The following is an 18294-nucleotide window of genomic DNA, read 5'->3' on the forward strand; positions in this document are numbered from 1 at the left end:
CCGGGGAAACCCGGCCTGATAGGCTATGGTTTACACCTTGAGCATCTTCACTGTGGCTTCCACATCAATTTCATCTTCAGTGAAGATGAGCGTTGTGCCCTGAAAGGTTGTGATAGCCAATTTTTTCAACGAACGCATTTCACCCGGCTTGATGCTGGATTTCGGTTTGATGTTATTAAGCAGCATTCCTACTGACAGCACGGCATTTTCTTTATCAATACGGCTATCAGCAGGGACTTCTTCGCTGAAAACGACGTAAGACTTGATCGATGCAAGCTTGATACGCTCGCCCGCGATAAAGATGTTCTTGCTTTCCGGAATGACTTTTACCGCATACGCGGACAAACCCTTATTGTTCGTCGTCGGCTCAAAGGTCACCGCCGCATCTTTTTTGATCAGGTCCGGATTGGCGACTTTAATCACGTGAAAATAGCGGTTGTCGCCGTTCTCATCTTTGATAAATCCAAAACCTTTATCTTTAAACCACGTAGTGATTGTTCCGTTCATCGCCATTACCGCCTGATTAATCGTTTATCTACACAAATTTTTGCAGCGCGCAGTGTAAAGCACAACGTCTGCGCAGACCATGTCTTTGCTTAAGTCTGGATGATTATTTGTGCGGATGCGAGGCGGAAGAGTCTTGCGGTAGCGTTATGGGGCCAGACAAGCGTAATCAGGTTGTTCATTTTCATTATTCATTCCCGGTATTAAGCAAAATACGCCCTTGAGATGATGAACACTCATCACCAAAGACATACGCCGGGATACCCACACCGCCTGACAATGCCCAAAGCTGTTTAACCCAGTTGATTCCTACGTCGACAATAATATCATTGACCGAAAACGAAACATCATAAGGATCGAACATTGGCACGTCGGGTTCAGGTTTACCGTTAACGAATTTCACTTCAAATAAGATACGGTAAGGCTCCATAGCTTTATTCAAAATGCTCAAATCAGGGCCACAAAGATGAATCATAACATCAAAAAAACCTTCCCCATCTTGCCAGGGATAGATGCCAACTTCAACAGCCTGAGCGTTAGATGGAAGCGCGTTTTTAATGCGGTCGATTTGAACAAGGGCATTTTTCGCGTGTGTGTTTAAAATATTTTGTAATGCAGTGATGTACTCAACTCGTGTCACGCCTCCCCCTGATTTTCATCAGAATACGCAGTGACACCTCTTTTCAAATAGCGAAGAGTTTTTACTACTGGTACTGAATAGACTAAGAAGAACAGGCAGTTAGCACCAAAGAATATGTATGTAATATGATCAACTGTCAGGTACTCATACACATGAGTAAACCTTGTCATGATATCGAAGCACAGTTTAAATGCCAGCGATGATAAATAATAATGAGCATAAGCGACAAACATAAAACTGAACAGCATGGGCCAGTTATATTTCCCGACGATTCCCCCCCTGTTAAAAAGTGTGTAATAACGATTTAACAGCCCTGTAATTTCTTCATTTTTTGATGCAAACAATAAAAATGCAAAAAGCAGACACATGACCGCTGTAAATACATTTTGAAATTGATACGTAAACGGCAAATCAGCCATGACAGTATAAAACGAATAACCGTAGTTTCCGACAGAGGCGATGGATAAAGCCAATAACAGCTTGCGCAGCATTCTATGTTCCTGAATTATTTATTGTTTATACCCGTTAAAAGATCCCCGATAAGATATCTCATGCCATACATCTGGTCTATGACTTGTTCCTTATAAATTCACTCCAGCTTTAAATCCCGCAGTACCGAAAGCAAGTGCCGTGTTGACAGCTCGTTATCACTCTCCCGCCAGGCCAGCCCTAATTCCCGCCATAACGCAGGTGCTAAGGGACGAACAAGGGTACGATCCTGGTGAGATGCTGGCGTGCCCGACTCCAGAGGCAACAATGTGGCCCCGTACCCTGCCCCGACCAGACTTTTTATCGCATCGTTGTAGTCGAGCGTAATACGCGGTGTGGGCCGATGCCCCGTACCGGAAAACCAGCCGCTGGTCAGCTGTGATAAGTGAGTGCCTGAGCCATTCATAATCAGCGGCTTCTCAATGATCCATTCTGGCGTGACAACGTCCGGGACTTCCCAACTTGCAGGCAGGAAAGCCATAACGGGATCACGACGCCAGGCCTCAATGCACAGACCTGCACTGCGGGGCTGTGGAAGTGCCACGATACCCATATCAAGCGATCCCGATTTCAGCTGCTCAAGAGTTTGTTGCGAGGTGAGGACCGTAATTTGGACATCAACATTTGGATGGGACTGCGCGAGCTTTTCAATCGCACGAGGCAGCAAATTGGCGATAGCCCCCGTTGATGCACCGAACCTGACTTGCCCGGTCAACCCCTTTGCCTGGCGGGCGATATCATCCAGGACATAGGCTGCATCAGCGAGTAACCGGCGTGCATGTGCGACCAGATTTTCGCCAATCGCCGTTGGTCTGATTTTACCCCGGGTACGTGAAAGTAATTTAGCGCCCAAACGGTTTTCAAGTTCGGAAATATGCAAGCTGACCGTCGGTGGCGACAAGTGAAGTCGCAGGGCCGCTTCACTAAAAGAGGCGGTATCAGCAATCGTAATCAGTGTTCGCAACTGATCAAGGTTGATCTCTCGCATGGGTTAACCTCAGAAAAACTGAATTTGATGTTAAGATAATTCAACTTTACCCACAGTTAAACCTGGCACACCATCATTGTTATCAAATTCCAACCGCTTCCAGGAAATAACGATGGCTCACGTATTTATTGATGGCGACCAGGGCACAACCGGCTTACAAATCCACGATCGCCTACGCAACCGCTCAGACATTACGCTCATGACCCTACCGAATTCGCAACGTAAAGATGCGCGCCTTCGGGCCGAGATGCTCAACAGCTGTGACATCGCGATTCTGTGTCTGCCCGATGAGGCCGCGCGTGAGTCGGTCGCCATGCTGGAAAACCCGGCAGTGCGCATGATTGATGCCAGTTCTGCGCACCGTGTAACACCTGGCTGGACATATGGTTTTCCCGAGCTGGATGCGGCACAACCCGAGCGGATCAGAACCTCAAAACGCGTCACTAATCCAGGCTGTTACCCAACGGGGGCTATCGGTCTTCTGCACCCGCTGGTGAACGCAGGGCTGATACCTGCGGATTATCCCGTCTCAATTCATGCCGTATCCGGCTACTCGGGCGGTGGACGTACGGCTGTTGAACTTTACGAAGGCAATACGATAGAGGCTGCGCCTGCTTTTCAGGTCTATGGTTTGGGCCTGAAGCACAAGCATGTGCCTGAAATAGCCCACTACGCAAAACTCACGTCACCGCCTTTTTTCATTCCTGCGTATGGCGCGTACCGCCAGGGAATCGTGTTGAGTGTGCCATTGCAGGTGCGCCTGCTCTCCCGGAATGCCAGTGCTTCCTCGATTCATGCCTGTCTTGCACAGCACTATATGTACAGCAGACACGTGAAGGTGCTGGGATTGCAAACTGCTGCCGATGCAGAGCGCATTAACCCCGAGCATTTGAATAACACGAATGACATGGAACTTGGCGTCTATTCAAATCCTGAAACCGGGCAGGTCTTGCTGACGGCGGTCTTCGATAACCTCGGCAAGGGAGCGTCGGGAGCCGCCGTGCAAAACCTGGATCTGCTGATGAGCATAGGGTAAAGAGCGGGTTTGAGGTTCACCAGGATGCCGAAGATTAAGGTGCCCAGGTGCATCAACCCAGTGCGCGGAGTAAAACCGCCAGGGTGATTGCAATATCTATTGTTAGCAGTCATGCCCTTCGGTCTACACTGAGTCACTGACTGTTGTCCCTCTGCAATCATAAGGACGTCTTTATGCTGATAGCGCAGGTGTCTGATATTCACGCTTCGCCTGAAAACAATCACCTGGATCGATTTGACAAGGTGCTCAAATGGCTTGCGCATCTGCAACCTGACGTGCTGGTGCTTTCCGGTGATTTAACAGATGGCCATTGGCATGAAGGCTATGAACAGATAGCGGAACGGCTCTGTCAGCGACCTTATCCTTCATTGATTCTGCCAGGTAATTCAGACGATCGACGCCTGATGCTTTCAGTATGGGGCGAGAACAGGTGGTCGAAGAATACACCCGATGGCGCCCTGCACGCTGTTGATCACATCGACGGTCTGCGGCTGATTGGTCTGGATTCGACGGTTGACTCGCAGGATTACGGTAGCGTGACTGAACATCTGGACTGGCTGGAAAAAGAGCTTAACAATGCCGGGAATTCTCCAACGCTACTGTTTTTGCATCATCATGTCTTCACCTCCGGCATTCCCACTCTGGATGACACAATGTGCAGAGGCCTGGATAAACTCGAAATACTTATCAAAAATACGCGGGCAACATTGCTTGCCATTTCGAGCGGACACGTGCATCGCCCTGTTGCGGGTGTGTTCGCAGGCATACCGGCTTATATCTGTGGTTCCGTCTGTCCGGCTAACCCCGTCTGGTTTGGCGCGGAAAACGTGCCGCCAGTTGGAGACCCGCCTGCCTTAATGATTCATCGCTATGTAAATAAATGCTTCAGCAGTCATTACGTGAACGTTTGATTTTTACGCGTGGTCGATGAGATTGCGGATGTGACAACATGAAGAACCGCTCCTGAGATGTTCAGGAGCGGTAAGCGACGTAGAAGAAATCAGAACCGCTTACGAACCTGCAGGCTCACGGTCTGGCCCTGGTACTGTTCACCGAGCTGCACGTTGTAACGTGCGGTCACACTGAGCGTGTCCGAATTCAGCACCGTCGCCCCCAGAGAAAGATCGGCGGTGTCTTCAACAGGCGAAGCACCATAGGTTGTGAAGCTGGTTTCACCAACCGTATCCGCAATGTAGCTCGCAGAAGTGGAACTGCGCTGCGGATTATACTGATGGGTCCACATGGCCTGCACGTAAGGAACGACATCACCCATACCGGTCTGGAATGATTTCTCCAGTTTCGCGCCCAGGCCACTACGCAGCGCATTATTGTGGCTGCTCTCCACTGAAAGCGCTGAACCGTTGCCGCTACTTTCTTTGTAACTATCAAGCGTCTGATAGCTGTAGCTCAGGTTGGCCAGCGGCGTCAGCGTGGTGGTGTCTGCCACGGCCAGCGGATAGCCGAACTCCGCTTTAGTGACATACTGCTGACCGTTAAACTTGCCCCGGGCAGAATCGGAGTATCCGGTCATATCCACCTTACGCGTCGTGTCGTAACGTTGCTGAGTGACGCTTGCGGAAAGGTTTACGTACCACGGCTCACCGGTGTAACTGGCATAACCAATCAGACCGTAGGAATCGACCCCCGTCTTGTTACCGGAAAGATTATCTTCGCCATGGATCGAGGTGTAACTGTACGTCAGTGCAGCACCGGCCTGCCAGGCGTCGCTGAGAGCCCGATCAACACCGAGCACCAGTCCGCTGTAATTCGCTTTATAACCACTGACATCATCGACCATGCCCTGGTTAGCATGTCCGCCAAACACCTGCCCCCATGCTGCCCAGTCGGTAGGATCATCACCGGTTGCCACTCCGCTCGTGCCCTGTCTCTGCGCCAGACGCACTGCATCCACGCGCTGACCAACCACGCCGACAGCGTCAAAGGTCGCCACGGAGGCCACATTGCTGGCGCTGCTGTTCTGTACCGGGGAGAGCTGTTCACCCGCTTTGTTTGCTTCACGGGTGGAGTCAATGGCCAGTGAGGCGTTGTAGAGATCGAGCAGCCCCGGGGCAATGCCGGAGTACTGTTTCAACCCGTTCAGCGACGATATCGCATTGCCCGTCGTCGCAAAGCCCGGGGTGACCGGGGTGTCTCCCCCTCCAGGCGTACCCGGATCTGACGCCTTGTTAGCCAGCGAAACCACCAGACTGCTTGTGTTGCCACTGTTGACCACAGAGCCACTGGTCACTCCATCATAGGCGGATGTCAGGTAATTTAACGTGCTGGCATTGTAATTCGTGCCATTTTGGGCGGCGGTGATAACCACATAGCGCTGGCCCGCGGCAAAACGGTAGGTATTGAGCGACCTGAGCGCAACCGTTGAACCGCTGTCGATGGTCGCGGCACCACTGACAATCAAACGTCCATAGCCGGTATCGGTCGAAATGCCATTGCTCACTGCGGCATCGCCCACACCCACTACCAGTGCTCCAGATGCGCCCTGGGCGTATTTACCCGTGATGCTGAGGATGTTATTGACCTGTAACGTCGCGCCTGAGTTGTTCGCGGTATAGTTACCGGTGTAGATATTGTCGTTGAGCAGCAGATTGCCGGAAGCGAAATACACATCGGCACTGGTGCTGTAGATATTTCCGATATCGGCGCTGCCGGTGCCGCCGCTGACGCCAGTCAGGGTACCGAAGGTCGCATCGCTGCTGCCGTTGATGACAAAGCTCCTGACTGAACCATTGTAGACTGTGCCGGCTATCAGGCCGCTATTGGTAATGGCCCCGATGGTTCCGGTGCCTGCATTATAAAGCGCATAACCGCTGCTGGAGAGAGTACCGCTGTTGACCAGAGAGCTGATGGTGCCGGCATTGCCCACACCCCCCTGAGCGCCGCTGATGGTCCCGGAGTTATTAAGGCTACCGATAGTCCCGTTGGTACTGGTACCCACCGCGACGCCCGTCGTCCCCACAATCAGGCCAGCATTGGTCAGCGTGTTGACGGTGATCGTACCAGAGGGGGTCAGATTGCCTATCAGCACCCCATCCCCGCCTGTAATAACGCCTGTGCTGGTATTTTGCAGAGAGAGGAGCTGGCTGCCATTATCAGAGTGGATGCCATACGTCGAGCCAGAAATAGAGCCGCTGTTGGATAAGTTGGTGATAGCACCCGAGTTGTAAATGCCCTTTGTGGTTCCGGCAATAGAACCCGCATTGACCAGAGTGCCCACACTTCCAGCATTACTGATACCCACGCCGCCGGAGATAATATTGTTATTATTGAGTGACGTGATAACGCTATTGTTCTGAATCCCCGCAATTGAACCGGAAATCGTTCCTCCGACATTATTGCTCAGCGATACAAGGGTTCCGTTATTACTGAGCCCGATGGTATCACTGATGATCCTGGCGTTATTCTGGACAATAAGTGCGTTAGCCGAGTTCTCCACACCTGCACCCAAAGACCCGGAAAGCAATCCATTATTGGTCAATGTTCCTGCCGAGGAAGTTGCGGTTAAGGCTGGGGTGCTCATGGAACTGAGGCTCCCGGTATTGGTTATCTGGAAATTACCGCCAGACCAGACGACACAGTCGGTCGTGCCAAAGAGCGTTGTATTATTACCAATAGACAGACAGGCATAAGCGTCTGCAACAGGCAACAAAGCAAGTGCAGACCCTATTGAAAGGCCGAGTACTTTGCGCCTGTCAATCGCAGTGGGATTTGTAATATTTTTTGACATTTCTCAACCCGCATTAACATTATTTATAAGAATTAACTTATAGCATTATATAAACAGCGCTGTTAGCGGTTTGTTGTGCCAAATCGAAAAATATTAACATAGTGTAACCAGCCTTAATCTTTACTTATCGGCAGTAAAAATCTCTTCTTCAGCAGAACGTTCAGTAAACTGAACGCCCCAGGTATCAATGAAAATTATTTTTCAACTCTTTCAAAGAGATAGTGATGCTTTGCAACGTCTCTGCCCACTCACCTGGCGCAGACTGCCGAAAGAGTCGCATGCCGGGATACCAGGGAGAGTCATCACGCTGTTGTAACCATCGCCAGTCATGCTGAAAAGGGATTAGCACCCAGGCAGGGCATCCGAGTGCTCCGGCCAGATGAACCGGAGACGAGTCCACTGAGACCAGCGTATCGATCACACTCAGGATGGCGGCAGTGTCATCAAAGTCGTTAATTTCATCACTTAGCGAAAGTAGCGACATGCCTGGTGGTGGCGTAACGGCCTGCTCTGCCGCCGGTCCTTTCTGCAACGCGAGGAAGGTGATGCCTTCCTGTGCCAACTGAGCCAGGTCGGCGAGCGCCAGCGAGCGGCGCTTGTCGTTAGCGTGGGTGGGACGACCGGCCCACACCAGCCCTACTAACGGGCGTGGCAGATTAGCCAGCCGCGCTCGCCATTTCTCCACTCGCGCAGGATCGGCGAAAAGATAGGGTATTCGTCCAGGTAAATCTGACAGCTGTAAACCAAGAGCCGCAGGCAAACTCATCAGTTCGCAGTGAAAATCAAACGGTGGTGGCAGCGTTCCTCGCATCATCAGCTGGTGATAACCACTGACCCCACGCGCCAGGTTGTAGGCCTCCTCGTTCACCTCCAGCACCACATGGGCACCACTGCGCGCTTGTGCCTGCTCCACCAATCTAAGGAACTGAAAGGTATCGCCATAACCTTGCTCATCGTGGATGAGCAGAGTCTTTCCTTTAATTAACTGCCCTTCCCAGCGCGGCTGCCGTATATGGCGCTCAAACATACGGGTGTGATCCTGCCTGTAACGGAATCGATATTCGCGCCAGCCCCGCGTGAATTCGCCCTGCATTAACAGCATCTCTGCCAGGTCGAATCGCGCATTAAGGTCGCCCGGTGTGGCCTGCACGATCATCTCCAGCACCTGAGTCGCACCGGTTATCTTTCCTTGCTGGCGAAACGCGACATACAACTGACGCCACAAAGGAATAGGACCGGTTCCGGAGGCAAGCGCTTGATTTAAAATCATTTCAGCCTCCGCCCAGCGGTCCGCTTTCAGGAGCTCGTCAACCTGCTGGAAAATGACCTGAGGGTCTGCTGCTGCGTTCATTTCTGCTCCATGCCCAGTGCATCCAACAAGGGGGCGAGGTTCGCCGCATGCCGTTGCCAGCGTCCCATAGAGGAGGTGTAAATCGGTTGACGAACCTGAGACACGCTGGCCGTGCGCACGATACGCCGAGTTTTGTGGAAGGTCAGGCAGGCCTCATCCCACGGTAGACTGATGAAATCAATCAGACGCCGCGCTTGCCCTTCAAGGTCATCAACCACCGCTTCATAGTCGACTTCAATGAAGCTATCAGCCGGCAGTAGCTGGCGAAAATGTGCCATTAAGGCCTCATAAGCACGGTAGAACTGGCCCAGCTCATCCAGTTGATAGGTAAATAATTGCTCACCCGCGAAATGTTTGCTGTAACAGGATAAGCACGTATCAACAGGATCACGGCGGCAATGGATGATCCGTGCACCTGGCAACAGTAGTGGAATCAATCCGGCATAGAGGAAGTTTGCCAGGTAGCTTGTCAATCACACGCAATGCATCCGGTGCCAGGTGACTCACCTGCTCCAGGTAGTCTGTACCAATACGAGCAAAGTCAGCATTGCCCCAGTGGGGTACATCATCGGGGAAGCGACCTGCGCGTGACACCGCTCTGTCCAGCGCTCGCAGCTCGCCCGCACCGTAAACCGTCAGGATGTGAGGCCAGAATCTGCTCAATCAGAGTTGTGCCGGAACGGGGCATTCCGACAACAAAGACAGACCGTTCAGCAGCCGTACCCGCGTTGCTGAACTGTGCCATCAATTCCGGCGTGAAAATCCGCGGCAATTTTGTTCACCCACGCGCTGGTTTGTGCGGCATCGTAATGAAAAGAGGCGCGTTTAAACGCATTGCCTTTATTCAAATGGAAAAATGCGCGATCGGAATCGCTGACGTATCCAGACCATGCTTTGCCAAGTGAAAAATGCAGCGTCATTCTTTCATTCAACCGGGAGAGCCGGTTCACGGACCAATGCGTTTTCCATGATCTCAATGTCAGGGTCACCAGCGCGATAGAATTTATTGTCACAACGTGCTGCGATTATCTGCGGGGAAGCGGGGAAACGTTGCAATGCGCTCTTCAAAGCGCCGCCGTCGCTGCCTCTTTATCGCCCATTTCCATCAGTAAAACAGCACGTGCAATCAGGGCTTCTTCCGCGATCGTGCCGGGCAAGGCGGCCGCCTTAATGATAAGTCTTTTCAGCTTCTTCATACTGCCCAAGCGCCTGTAAGCGCTTTACCGAGGATCTTATGCGCATTTGCGCTGCCCGGTGCGATGGACAGTGCCCTGCGAGCGCAGTCAGCGGCCTCTTCATAACGCTCGTTAATCATCATGATTTGGGCGAGTGCAATGAGCGCCCCTGGGTGTTGTGGCGAAAACGCAAGTAGCGCATTAACCCAGTGCAGCGCTTCAGCGTAGCGCATACGAGACAGCTCGATATCCGCCAGGTTTAAGTACGCATCAGCCAGTTGCGGGTTGATATCTATCGCCTGCCTGGCAGAAGCCGCGGCCTCATCAATACGGCCCAGGCCACTTAACAATGGGGCGAGATTGCTGTAAACCTCCGCGTAATCTGGACGCAATGCCAGAGCACGCTGATAACTTTCCTGCGCACGTTGCATGTCGCCCAGTCGCTTCCATGTATTGGCCAGATTGTTATGGACCTCGGCATTATCCGGTTGTCGTGATGCAACGTATTGCAGGCACTCGAGGCTGGCATTGAATTTTCCGGCCTCCTGTAAAATGATCCCAAGGTTATTCCATGCCACGACAAGTTCTGGTTCTTTTTCCAGTGCCCGACGGGCGGCTTGTTCGGCGTCCAGCAGTAAACCCTTCTGGCGGCAAAGCTCAGCCAGATTGCTGAATACTATCGCTGGTGCCCCCGGCGACTGGCAGGCTCTGCGTATATAGTCGAGAGCCAGATCCATCTTGCCGTATGCATGCATCATCAATCCTAAAAGATTGAGAGCATCGGGCTGCGAAGGCGCAACCTGCAGCACACGCAGACAAAGTTGCTCTGCCTGTGCTGCCTGACCCGCATTCCAGTGTGCATTCGCCAGTTCGAGGGCCTGAGCGACCGTCAACTGTTGCGGATAAAGAGGGGTGTTATTACTCAAAATATTCCTCAACTATGAAAGGCACAATTGCCACTGGTAACATTTGACCAGCGGGCTGACTCAATACCGACCTGAACGTTAAAGGTCGCTTAGAACCTTTATGAACGTTTCTCCGGTTTTACCCCGATCATGAAGATAGCTCATGATGCATTGAAATTAAGTCGCTTTCTCTCATCCACGGGCTCTGGCATAAAATACGCATTATTAACTTATTGATAACACGAAGACTGCGGAACGTAAAATCCTGTCATGGCGGGACGCTCCTGAAGCACATTCAGTTTTCCTGTCAGAACTTAGGATATGAATAGCGATGACTAAAAATTTCACCTTTACTATTAAAAGCAGCACGTTTGATGAAAACTATAACCCTTCGGAAAATACGCGCATTACGACCAATTTTGCTAATTTAGCCAGGGGACAGAACCGTCAGGAGAATCTGCGCAACACGCTGGCGATGATTGACAATCGTTTTAATACATTAGCGCAGTGGGATAACCCAAAAAGTGACCGCTACTCCGTTCAACTCGACATCATTTCTGCCGAAATGACTATCGGTGATGAAGGTCATACCACCACCTTCCCCGCTATTGAAATATTGAAAACCAATATTCTCGACAAACAAACAAACGAACGCATTGAAGGCATCGTCGGGAATAACTTCTCATCCTACGTGCGTGATTATGACTTCAGCGTGTTACTGCCCGCGCACAACAAAGATCGGACTGAATTCACAATTCCGGATGATTTCGGCGGTCTGCATGGCAACATCTTCAAACACTTCATCCATTCAGATACGTTCAAAGCGAATTTTAAAAAGCCACCGGTAATCTGCCTGAGTGTATCCAACAAAAACACCTACCACCAGACAGGCAATCAGCATCCGGTATTAGGTATCGAATATCAGCAAAATGGCACGTCCCTGACTGAAGACTACTTCAAAAAAATGGGATTACAGGTGCGCTATTTCATGCCTAAAAACAGCGTTGCGCCATTGGCGTTCTTCTACGTTGGCTCCCTGCTGAGTGATTACACCAATCTTGAACTCATCAGTACGATCAGCACGATGGAGACGTTCCAGAAGATCTATCGCCCTGAGATCTACAATGCCAACTCGGCAGCGGGCCAATACTACCAGCCTAACCTGAGTCACCAGGATCACTCATTAACTAAAATTGTTTATGACCGGGAAGAGCGTAGCCAGTTAGCCATCGAGCAAGGGAAATTCACCGAACAGCATTTCATCAAGCCGTACAAACATATTCTTGAGCAATGGTCTGCTCAGTACGCGCTTTGATTCACTAAAAAAATATAAGGTCACCTGCTATGAAAACATTGCTCCCCACATCGACTGCTGGCAGCCTGCCGAAACCGTCCTGGCTCGCTGAGCCCGAAAAGCTTTGGTCACCGTGGAAATTACAGAATGACGAGCTCATCGAAGGGAAAAAAGATGCGCTGAGTCTGGCCCTGTTTGATCAGCTCCGTGCAGGTATTGATATCGTCAGCGACGGCGAGCAAACGCGCCAACACTTTGTCACGACCTTTATCGAACACCTTAGCGGTGTGGATTTTGAGAAACGTGAAACCGTTAAAATTCGTAATCGCTATGACGCCAGTGTGCCGACCGTTGTCGGGGCCGTAGCACGCCAGAAACCCGTTTTTGTAGAAGATGCCAAATTCCTGCGTAAGCTCACCAGGCAGCCGATCAAATGGGCGCTGCCGGGGCCGATGACGATGATCGATACGCTCTATGACGCGCACTACAAAAGTCGTGAAAAACTGGCCTGGGAATTCGCAAAAATTCTTAACCAGGAAGCGCGAGAGTTAGAAGCCGCAGGCGTGGACATCATTCAGTTCGACGAACCCGCGTTCAACGTCTTCTTTGATGAGGTGAATGACTGGGGGATCGCAGCATTAGAAAGAGCCATCGAAGGGCTCAAATGCGAGACTGCGGTCCACATCTGCTACGGGTATGGCATCAAAGCCAACACTGACTGGAAAAAGACCCTGGGTTCTGAGTGGCGTCAGTACGAAGAAGCGTTTCCGAAACTGCAAACATCCAATATCGATATCATCTCGCTCGAATGCCACAACTCGCGCGTGCCCATGGATCTGCTCGAACTGGTGCGCGGTAAAAAAGTAATGGTTGGCGCTATCGATGTGGCCACTAACACCGTTGAGACGCCGGAAGAAGTTGCTGACACGCTGCGCAAGGCATTGCAGTTTGTCGATGCCGACAAACTCTATCCGTCAACCAACTGCGGCATGGCTCCCCTGTCCCGCCGGGTCGCGAACGGCAAACTGAATGCGTTAAGTGCGGGTGCAGAGATCATCCGTAAAGAACTCGCAGGTAAATAATATCGACCACTCCCTCGTGCCCACGGGGGAGTGTCTTTTATTGTTCAATATTCAAATCACTGACCCAGACCAGTTTCTCGCGCAGCGCTGCAAGGGTAGTTCGTAATTTCAACGGCTGAAAGTTTGCTGAAGGCCACACCGCATAGGTCTCAAACCCCACCAAAGGATAGTCTTGTAAAATCTGCACCAGCGTCCCCTCTTTCAGCTGTTTTCGAATTAACCAGTCCGGAAGGCAAGCAATACCATGCCCCATCGCCACCACATCGGCGATAACATCATAGCTATTGAACTGCATCCGATAGGTTAACGGCACCGCCATGTGTGAGCCATCGGCATTTAAAAACGACCAGGGATATAAATGCCCCTTCCATGAAAATACTAAAGAGGTGTGGTCACGTAATTCTGCGGGACTTGCAGGGCAACCATGCTGTTTTAAATACGCGGGCGAGGCGCATATAATTTTTTGCTGAGTCACCAGCTTAACGGAATCAAGCGCAAGACTGGAACCCGGCCGATGGTTACGAATCGCCAGATCAAAACCTTGTTCAATAATGTCAACGTTATGATCGCTAAAGTGAAAATCAAGCTCCAGGTTTTCATGTTTTGCTGCCAGATCCAGTAAAACAGGCGCAACACAATACCGGCCAAAGAGCAGAGGCATCGTCACCCTGAGTCGGCCATTCACTTCATGTCGTGCATTATCGAGAAGTGCCTCAGCTGCACGAAGTTCGTTCAATGCTTTGAGACAGCGCTCATAATAGATTTCCCCTTCTTCAGTAAGACTCTGGCTGCGCGTCGTTCTTTGAAAGAGCCGCACACCTAAACGCTCCTCAAGCCTGGCGACCGTCTTCCCAACTGCCGAACGACTTAGCGCAAGTTGCTCTGCCGCCCGGGAAAAACTCCCCGCTTCAACAGCCGCAACGAATACTGGAATGCCTTCAATATTGTCTCTGATGCTCATGATTATTGTAGCCCTACAGGATACAACCAGGGGATTAAACATCCGCAATGAACCGTTAACTCTACATTATGATGTTACTCACTACAACGTCATACCGGAGAGGAATAAGATGCTTAATGAGCAACCTGCATATCTTGTCGGGAATTTTACCGTTACTGATCCCGCACTCATGGCTGAATATGGAAAACAAGCCGCACCGCTGGTGCAAAAACATGGCGGCAAAATAATTCTTTCTACACATACTCTTGCGCCGGAAGAAGGGAGTGCAGAGCCCGTGCTCGTCATTATTCAATTTCCTGACAGAGAAAGTGCCAGTGCCTTTTACCACTCCCAGGAATATGCCCCTTTAAAACAGCTTCGTATTACAGCAACCACCGGTGGTTTTCTCGCCCTCACCTCGGGTTGACCCACAACGGAAATACAGGCACCGGGTGTTAACTCTAGAGTTTTAATAAATATTACGTTTTAGAAGAACGGAGAAATGACTTATTCATTTGTTCTGCTTCTACACGTTTATTTCACTTACAACAGATCATTTTGGATATAAAACAAAGGAAATAAAACATGCAGATTGCAATTGTCTATGACAGTGTTTACGGACACACCCAAAAACAAGCCCAGGCTGTTGCAGAAGGTGTGGAGCGTGTGTCAGGTGCTAAAGCCATTATGGTGCCTGTTGCTGAAAACGAATCGCCATGGGAAATGCTGGAAGCCTGCGATGCGATTATTTTTGGCTCACCGACCTATAACGGCTCCCTCTCCGCACGGCTGAAGAAATTCATGGAAGATGCTACGCGCCCTGCGTGGATGCCGATGAAATGGCGCAATAAAGTCGCTGCCGGGTTTACAAATTCCGGCGCGATGCACGGTGATAAACTCAACACGCTGATGGGTATGGCACTTTTTGCCGCCCAGCATGGCATGATTTGGGTGGGACTTGATCTGTTTGCCAGCACCAACCCCGCCGAAAAAAACCGTATCGGCGGTTGGCTCGGCGCGATGGCCCAGTCTGACGATGCATCACCGGAGATAACGCCAATTCAGAGCGATCTAAACACTGCCTCCCATCTGGGGCAACGCGTTGCCGAGATCACTGGTCAGCTACTGGCAGGTAAAAAACAGGCGTAACCATTAAGGCTCCCGTAACGGCGGGAGCCTTAATGGCAAGTTTTGCATCTCTGTATACGTCAGAAATTAGTCCAGTTGTCACTCACAAGTGCGTTACCCGAATTGAGTTTCTTAGACGAGTCTGTCGGTCGAATAAGGTCTCTTTCTTTTACAGAAGGTATCTGCCCTTCATCACGACAAGCAAAAACTTTCACACTATCAACAAGCATAATCGCCTGTTCCTGCAGAGAGGTACTGGCGGCGGATGATTCCTCCACTAACGCGGCGTTTTGTTGTGTTGTGGTATCGATTTGTCCCATCGCTAAATTGATTTGCTGGATACCATCACTCTGCTCAAGGCTGGCTTTGGTGATGTCATCAACGAGTTTTTGGACACTGGCAACATTCGACACAATATCTTTCATGCCTGCGTCGGCTTCGTCAACTAATGCACGGCATGAGTCTATTTTACTGAGAGATGCGCTGATTATCTCCCTGATCTCTTTTGCTGATGATGAACTCCGCTGTGCCAATGTCCGCACTTCTCCCGCCACAACGGCAAATCCACGGCCTTGTTCTCCTGCGCGTGCGGCCTCAACGGCCGCATTTAGAGCCAGTATATTTGTCTGGAATGCGATCCCCTCGATGGCGGAGACAATCGCATTCATTTGCCCGGACGCTGCATAAATATCCTGCATACTTGATGCAACATCATGCATACATTTACTGTTCTTATTGATTACTTCACCCGCTTCATTGAAAAGAAGATTAACGCTCCGGGAATTTTCAGCAGTGCTTTTGATGGTGGCGGTCAGTTGCTCCAGGGTCGCGGCCGTTTCTTCTACGCTGGCGGCCTGCTCCTCAGTCCTTGATGCCAGATCATGGTTACCCGCATTTATCTCATTGGCAGCATAGGAGATGTTTTCTGCTCCTTTTCTTACCCGATTTACCGTGGTATTCAATCCACCGATCATCTCTTTTAATGAGAACAACAGGTTGCCTAGCTGATCTTTTGAATGAACCTGTACATCAACAGTTAACTCACCGGCAGAAACCCGACTGGCAACCGAAACCGCCTCTGCTAAAGGACGTGTAATACTGCGAGTGATATACCACGAGATCGCAATACCCAATAAAATACTCAATAAAATGAAGGTAAGGATGATAGCCTTCGATGCAGAGGATTCCTCGTGAACGGCGATATATGAATTATCAATCAAAGTCATCTGAAACGACTTAAGTTCCTGGAGGGCGCTAATATATTCCTCTGTGACCGGATAAAACTGCGTTGCAATGAAAGAATTGGTGAGTTCAGGATTCCCTTCGCTGGCAACCTTAAATCCATTTTCACGCAGTGAAACATATTTCTCTCTTGATGCAATGACTTTTTCAAGCAACCGCTTACCGGTAGCCAGACGCAGTAACGGTGTGAGCTCTTTTTGTAAGGAACTAATTTTCTCAGAATTCTTTTTCATTGTTTTGAAAACTTCATCCTGAAATTTTAAATCTCTTGTGCTCATTGCAGCCACCGCCAGTCCATTATTACTACTGACGAGCCTCAGCCAGTCATTCACTAACCGTTCCTTCACCAGATGCCAGGTAATGATTTCATCGACTTTTCTCTCGGTGTTCATTGTCAGCCAATAAGAGCTGCCACCCATGACAACAAGCATGAATAAAAGCAGGGAGAAGCCGACTCCCATACGTGTTCCAACTTGCATGTTTTTAAGAATCATAAGTCCCTCGATGTCAGTGATGAGCATTAAGTTGCAATGAAAATGAAGTAAGGATTACTTAACTATCAAAAAGCTCTCTTAAGTGATATCGGCGGGTTTCCACGTTATCTTTAAGGTTTTATTTCTCCCGGTCTCACCTCCCTGATCCAGTAGGTGTCGTACCAGCATGCATAAAGATTATCGTTCAGTGTCCGATATAAATGAATTGAGAGCCTGTTCACACAACGGTTTAAAATACTGCCAAAAGGAATGCAGACATGATTACTCAGATTGGAAATACCTGGAATTCGCAGAATCATGTCACAGATAGCCGACGCACGGTAATCGCTTCTGGCTCGTCAATCACCGCCGATGCCACCAGCAGCAAGGTAAGCCAGTCGAAAACAAACGTTGTATTTTCATCTCTGGCCCAGCAATTAAGCGACAGCGCTAATCGTGCGGACGCTGAGTATGCGGGTCTTAGCAAAAAAGAACTCGGTGCAAAAGCCGCCACCCTACTCAAGCAGATCACCGGAACGGTTTATGATGCTAACCGTTCGCTCTATAACGCTGAAGTTCCCAATTCATCCGAGCCCGAGCGTTCAGCCAGAGCTTCGGATGCCACAAATTTTGTCAATGGAAACGGAAAAAATCCTTTTGCCGGACTTTCTCGCGATCAGCTCGCCCTCATTACTTATGACGACAGCGGTCTCTACACCACAAATGAAAGAAGAGCGGCATGGGAAGAGTCATATGATCAGGAATATGCATGGCGAAGAGAAACCGTTGCCAAAGCCATGGCGGAGTACAACAGCAACGGCAAATTGACCGATTTCTTCGGTGATGTGCTGGAGCATTTTAAAACACTTCCGGCTATCGAGCAGACTCAATATCCCGAGAACTATGAAGCAAAACTGCAGAAACTGATTGATCTTGATTACAACTATTTTACCAATACCGCAGAAGGCAAAGGCAATCCGGAAGATATTCTGTCATTGCAAGAGAGTCTGAATATCCTGAAGTAAGGCGTTTTTCTTGCGCAACAGTAACACTGTTGGTGAAAATGGCACCGCAGCACAATACCGTGAGTTTTAAACTCATCTCTGACGACGGGTTTGTTCAATTCAATATTACATACAACAAAGGTCTGGTATGAGTGCTTCTCTCTACTACTCCGCTAAACGGAATTTCCCTCTCTCTTCAGCGGAATATATTCGCATTCAGTCAATCATTAAGAAATTTAATAGAGATTTCCCATATAAAAATGAAGAAATGCTTTCGTTTTACCAGCATCCTTCATCT

Annotated in this window: 20 protein-coding genes; 7 read left to right on the forward strand and 13 right to left on the reverse strand. The window is 50.0% G+C overall.

Annotation, left to right across the window (positions count from 1 at the left end; genetic code table 11):
• Nucleotides 1-30: 30 nt before the first annotated feature.
• The 4 genes from AC5JPW_RS14315 to AC5JPW_RS14330 form a co-directional block, all read right to left on the reverse strand.
• Nucleotides 31-513, reverse strand: a complete 483-nt coding sequence (locus AC5JPW_RS14315; RefSeq protein WP_494241345.1) for a cold-shock protein — start codon at nt 511-513, stop codon at nt 31-33.
• Between the two features lie 178 nt (nt 514-691).
• Complete coding sequence (locus AC5JPW_RS14320; RefSeq protein WP_494241346.1) at nt 692-1144, reverse strand: DUF6389 family protein; 453 nt, start codon at nt 1142-1144, stop codon at nt 692-694.
• Complete coding sequence (locus AC5JPW_RS14325) at nt 1141-1635, reverse strand: hypothetical protein (protein WP_494241348.1); 495 nt, start codon at nt 1633-1635, stop codon at nt 1141-1143. Before AC5JPW_RS14325 ends, AC5JPW_RS14320 begins: the two co-directional genes overlap by 4 nt.
• Before the next feature lie 98 nt (nt 1636-1733).
• A complete protein-coding gene (locus AC5JPW_RS14330) occupies nt 1734-2621 on the reverse strand; it encodes a LysR family transcriptional regulator (RefSeq protein ID WP_494241350.1) in 888 nt (295 codons plus the stop codon).
• 112 nt (nt 2622-2733) lie between these two features.
• Between AC5JPW_RS14330 and argC the strand changes: the two genes are divergently transcribed.
• Nucleotides 2734-3657, forward strand: a complete 924-nt coding sequence (gene argC / locus AC5JPW_RS14335; RefSeq protein ID WP_494241352.1) for an N-acetyl-gamma-glutamyl-phosphate reductase — start codon at nt 2734-2736, stop codon at nt 3655-3657.
• Between the two features lie 173 nt (nt 3658-3830).
• On the forward strand, nt 3831-4568 hold the full coding sequence (locus AC5JPW_RS14340) for a metallophosphoesterase (RefSeq protein ID WP_494241353.1): 738 nt from the start codon (nt 3831-3833) through the stop codon (nt 4566-4568).
• 89 nt (nt 4569-4657) lie between these two features.
• Here the strand turns inward: AC5JPW_RS14340 and AC5JPW_RS14345 are convergent, their stop codons facing one another.
• The 7 genes from AC5JPW_RS14345 to AC5JPW_RS14375 all read right to left on the reverse strand — a co-directional run bounded on the left by AC5JPW_RS14345 (nt 4658) and on the right by AC5JPW_RS14375 (nt 10854).
• The gene (locus AC5JPW_RS14345) at nt 4658-7402 is read right to left on the reverse strand and encodes an autotransporter outer membrane beta-barrel domain-containing protein (RefSeq protein WP_494241354.1); all 2745 of its coding nucleotides are present in this window, start codon (nt 7400-7402) and stop codon (nt 4658-4660) included.
• Nucleotides 7403-7586: 184 nt separating this feature from the next.
• The gene (locus AC5JPW_RS14350) at nt 7587-8753 is read right to left on the reverse strand and encodes a glycosyl transferase family 8 (protein WP_494241356.1); all 1167 of its coding nucleotides are present in this window, start codon (nt 8751-8753) and stop codon (nt 7587-7589) included.
• Nucleotides 8750-9226, reverse strand: a complete 477-nt coding sequence (locus AC5JPW_RS14355; RefSeq protein ID WP_494241358.1) for a sulfotransferase family protein — start codon at nt 9224-9226, stop codon at nt 8750-8752. Before AC5JPW_RS14355 ends, AC5JPW_RS14350 begins: the two co-directional genes overlap by 4 nt.
• Nucleotides 9227-9318: 92 nt before the next feature.
• Nucleotides 9319-9498: a sulfotransferase gene (locus tag AC5JPW_RS14360; protein ID WP_494241360.1), complete on the reverse strand. Its 180-nt coding sequence runs from the start codon at nt 9496-9498 to the stop codon at nt 9319-9321.
• Nucleotides 9464-9673: a hypothetical protein gene (locus AC5JPW_RS14365; protein WP_494241427.1), complete on the reverse strand. Its 210-nt coding sequence runs from the start codon at nt 9671-9673 to the stop codon at nt 9464-9466. Before AC5JPW_RS14365 ends, AC5JPW_RS14360 begins: the two co-directional genes overlap by 35 nt.
• Before the next feature lie 144 nt (nt 9674-9817).
• Nucleotides 9818-9949 (reverse strand): hypothetical protein, encoded by a 132-nt coding sequence (locus AC5JPW_RS14370; protein WP_494241362.1) that lies wholly within the window; start codon nt 9947-9949, stop codon nt 9818-9820.
• On the reverse strand, nt 9946-10854 hold the full coding sequence (locus AC5JPW_RS14375; RefSeq protein ID WP_494241364.1) for a tetratricopeptide repeat protein: 909 nt from the start codon (nt 10852-10854) through the stop codon (nt 9946-9948). Before AC5JPW_RS14375 ends, AC5JPW_RS14370 begins: the two co-directional genes overlap by 4 nt.
• A 310-nt stretch (nt 10855-11164) precedes the next feature.
• Here AC5JPW_RS14375 and AC5JPW_RS14380 point away from each other — a divergent pair, with 310 nt between their 5' ends.
• Together AC5JPW_RS14380 and AC5JPW_RS14385 are read left to right on the forward strand one after the other, a co-directional pair.
• Entirely contained in the window at nt 11165-12148 is a 984-nt protein-coding gene (locus AC5JPW_RS14380) for a DUF1852 domain-containing protein (protein ID WP_494241365.1), read from the forward strand.
• A 29-nt stretch (nt 12149-12177) separates the two neighbouring features.
• Nucleotides 12178-13209 (forward strand): methionine synthase, encoded by a 1032-nt coding sequence (locus AC5JPW_RS14385; RefSeq protein WP_494241367.1) that lies wholly within the window; start codon nt 12178-12180, stop codon nt 13207-13209.
• 37 nt (nt 13210-13246) lie between these two features.
• Here AC5JPW_RS14385 and AC5JPW_RS14390 read toward each other — a convergent pair whose 3' ends face one another.
• Nucleotides 13247-14170: a LysR family transcriptional regulator gene (locus AC5JPW_RS14390; RefSeq protein WP_494241369.1), complete on the reverse strand. Its 924-nt coding sequence runs from the start codon at nt 14168-14170 to the stop codon at nt 13247-13249.
• Between the two features lie 109 nt (nt 14171-14279).
• Between AC5JPW_RS14390 and AC5JPW_RS14395 the strand changes: the two genes are divergently transcribed.
• Together AC5JPW_RS14395 and AC5JPW_RS14400 are read left to right on the forward strand one after the other, a co-directional pair.
• Nucleotides 14280-14576, forward strand: a complete 297-nt coding sequence (locus tag AC5JPW_RS14395) for a DUF1330 domain-containing protein (protein ID WP_494241371.1) — start codon at nt 14280-14282, stop codon at nt 14574-14576.
• 158 nt (nt 14577-14734) lie between these two features.
• A complete protein-coding gene (locus AC5JPW_RS14400) occupies nt 14735-15298 on the forward strand; it encodes a flavodoxin family protein (protein ID WP_494241373.1) in 564 nt (187 codons plus the stop codon).
• Between the two features lie 59 nt (nt 15299-15357).
• On the opposite strand, the gene AC5JPW_RS14405 is transcribed toward AC5JPW_RS14400, so the two are convergent.
• Entirely contained in the window at nt 15358-17013 is a 1656-nt protein-coding gene (locus AC5JPW_RS14405; RefSeq protein WP_494241375.1) for a methyl-accepting chemotaxis protein, read from the reverse strand.
• Nucleotides 17014-17270: 257 nt separating this feature from the next.
• Here AC5JPW_RS14405 and AC5JPW_RS14410 point away from each other — a divergent pair, with 257 nt between their 5' ends.
• Complete coding sequence (locus AC5JPW_RS14410) at nt 17271-18017, forward strand: hypothetical protein (RefSeq protein WP_494241377.1); 747 nt, start codon at nt 17271-17273, stop codon at nt 18015-18017.
• Nucleotides 18018-18294 lie beyond the last annotated feature (277 nt).

The organism is Phytobacter sp. (genome assembly GCF_059074235.1).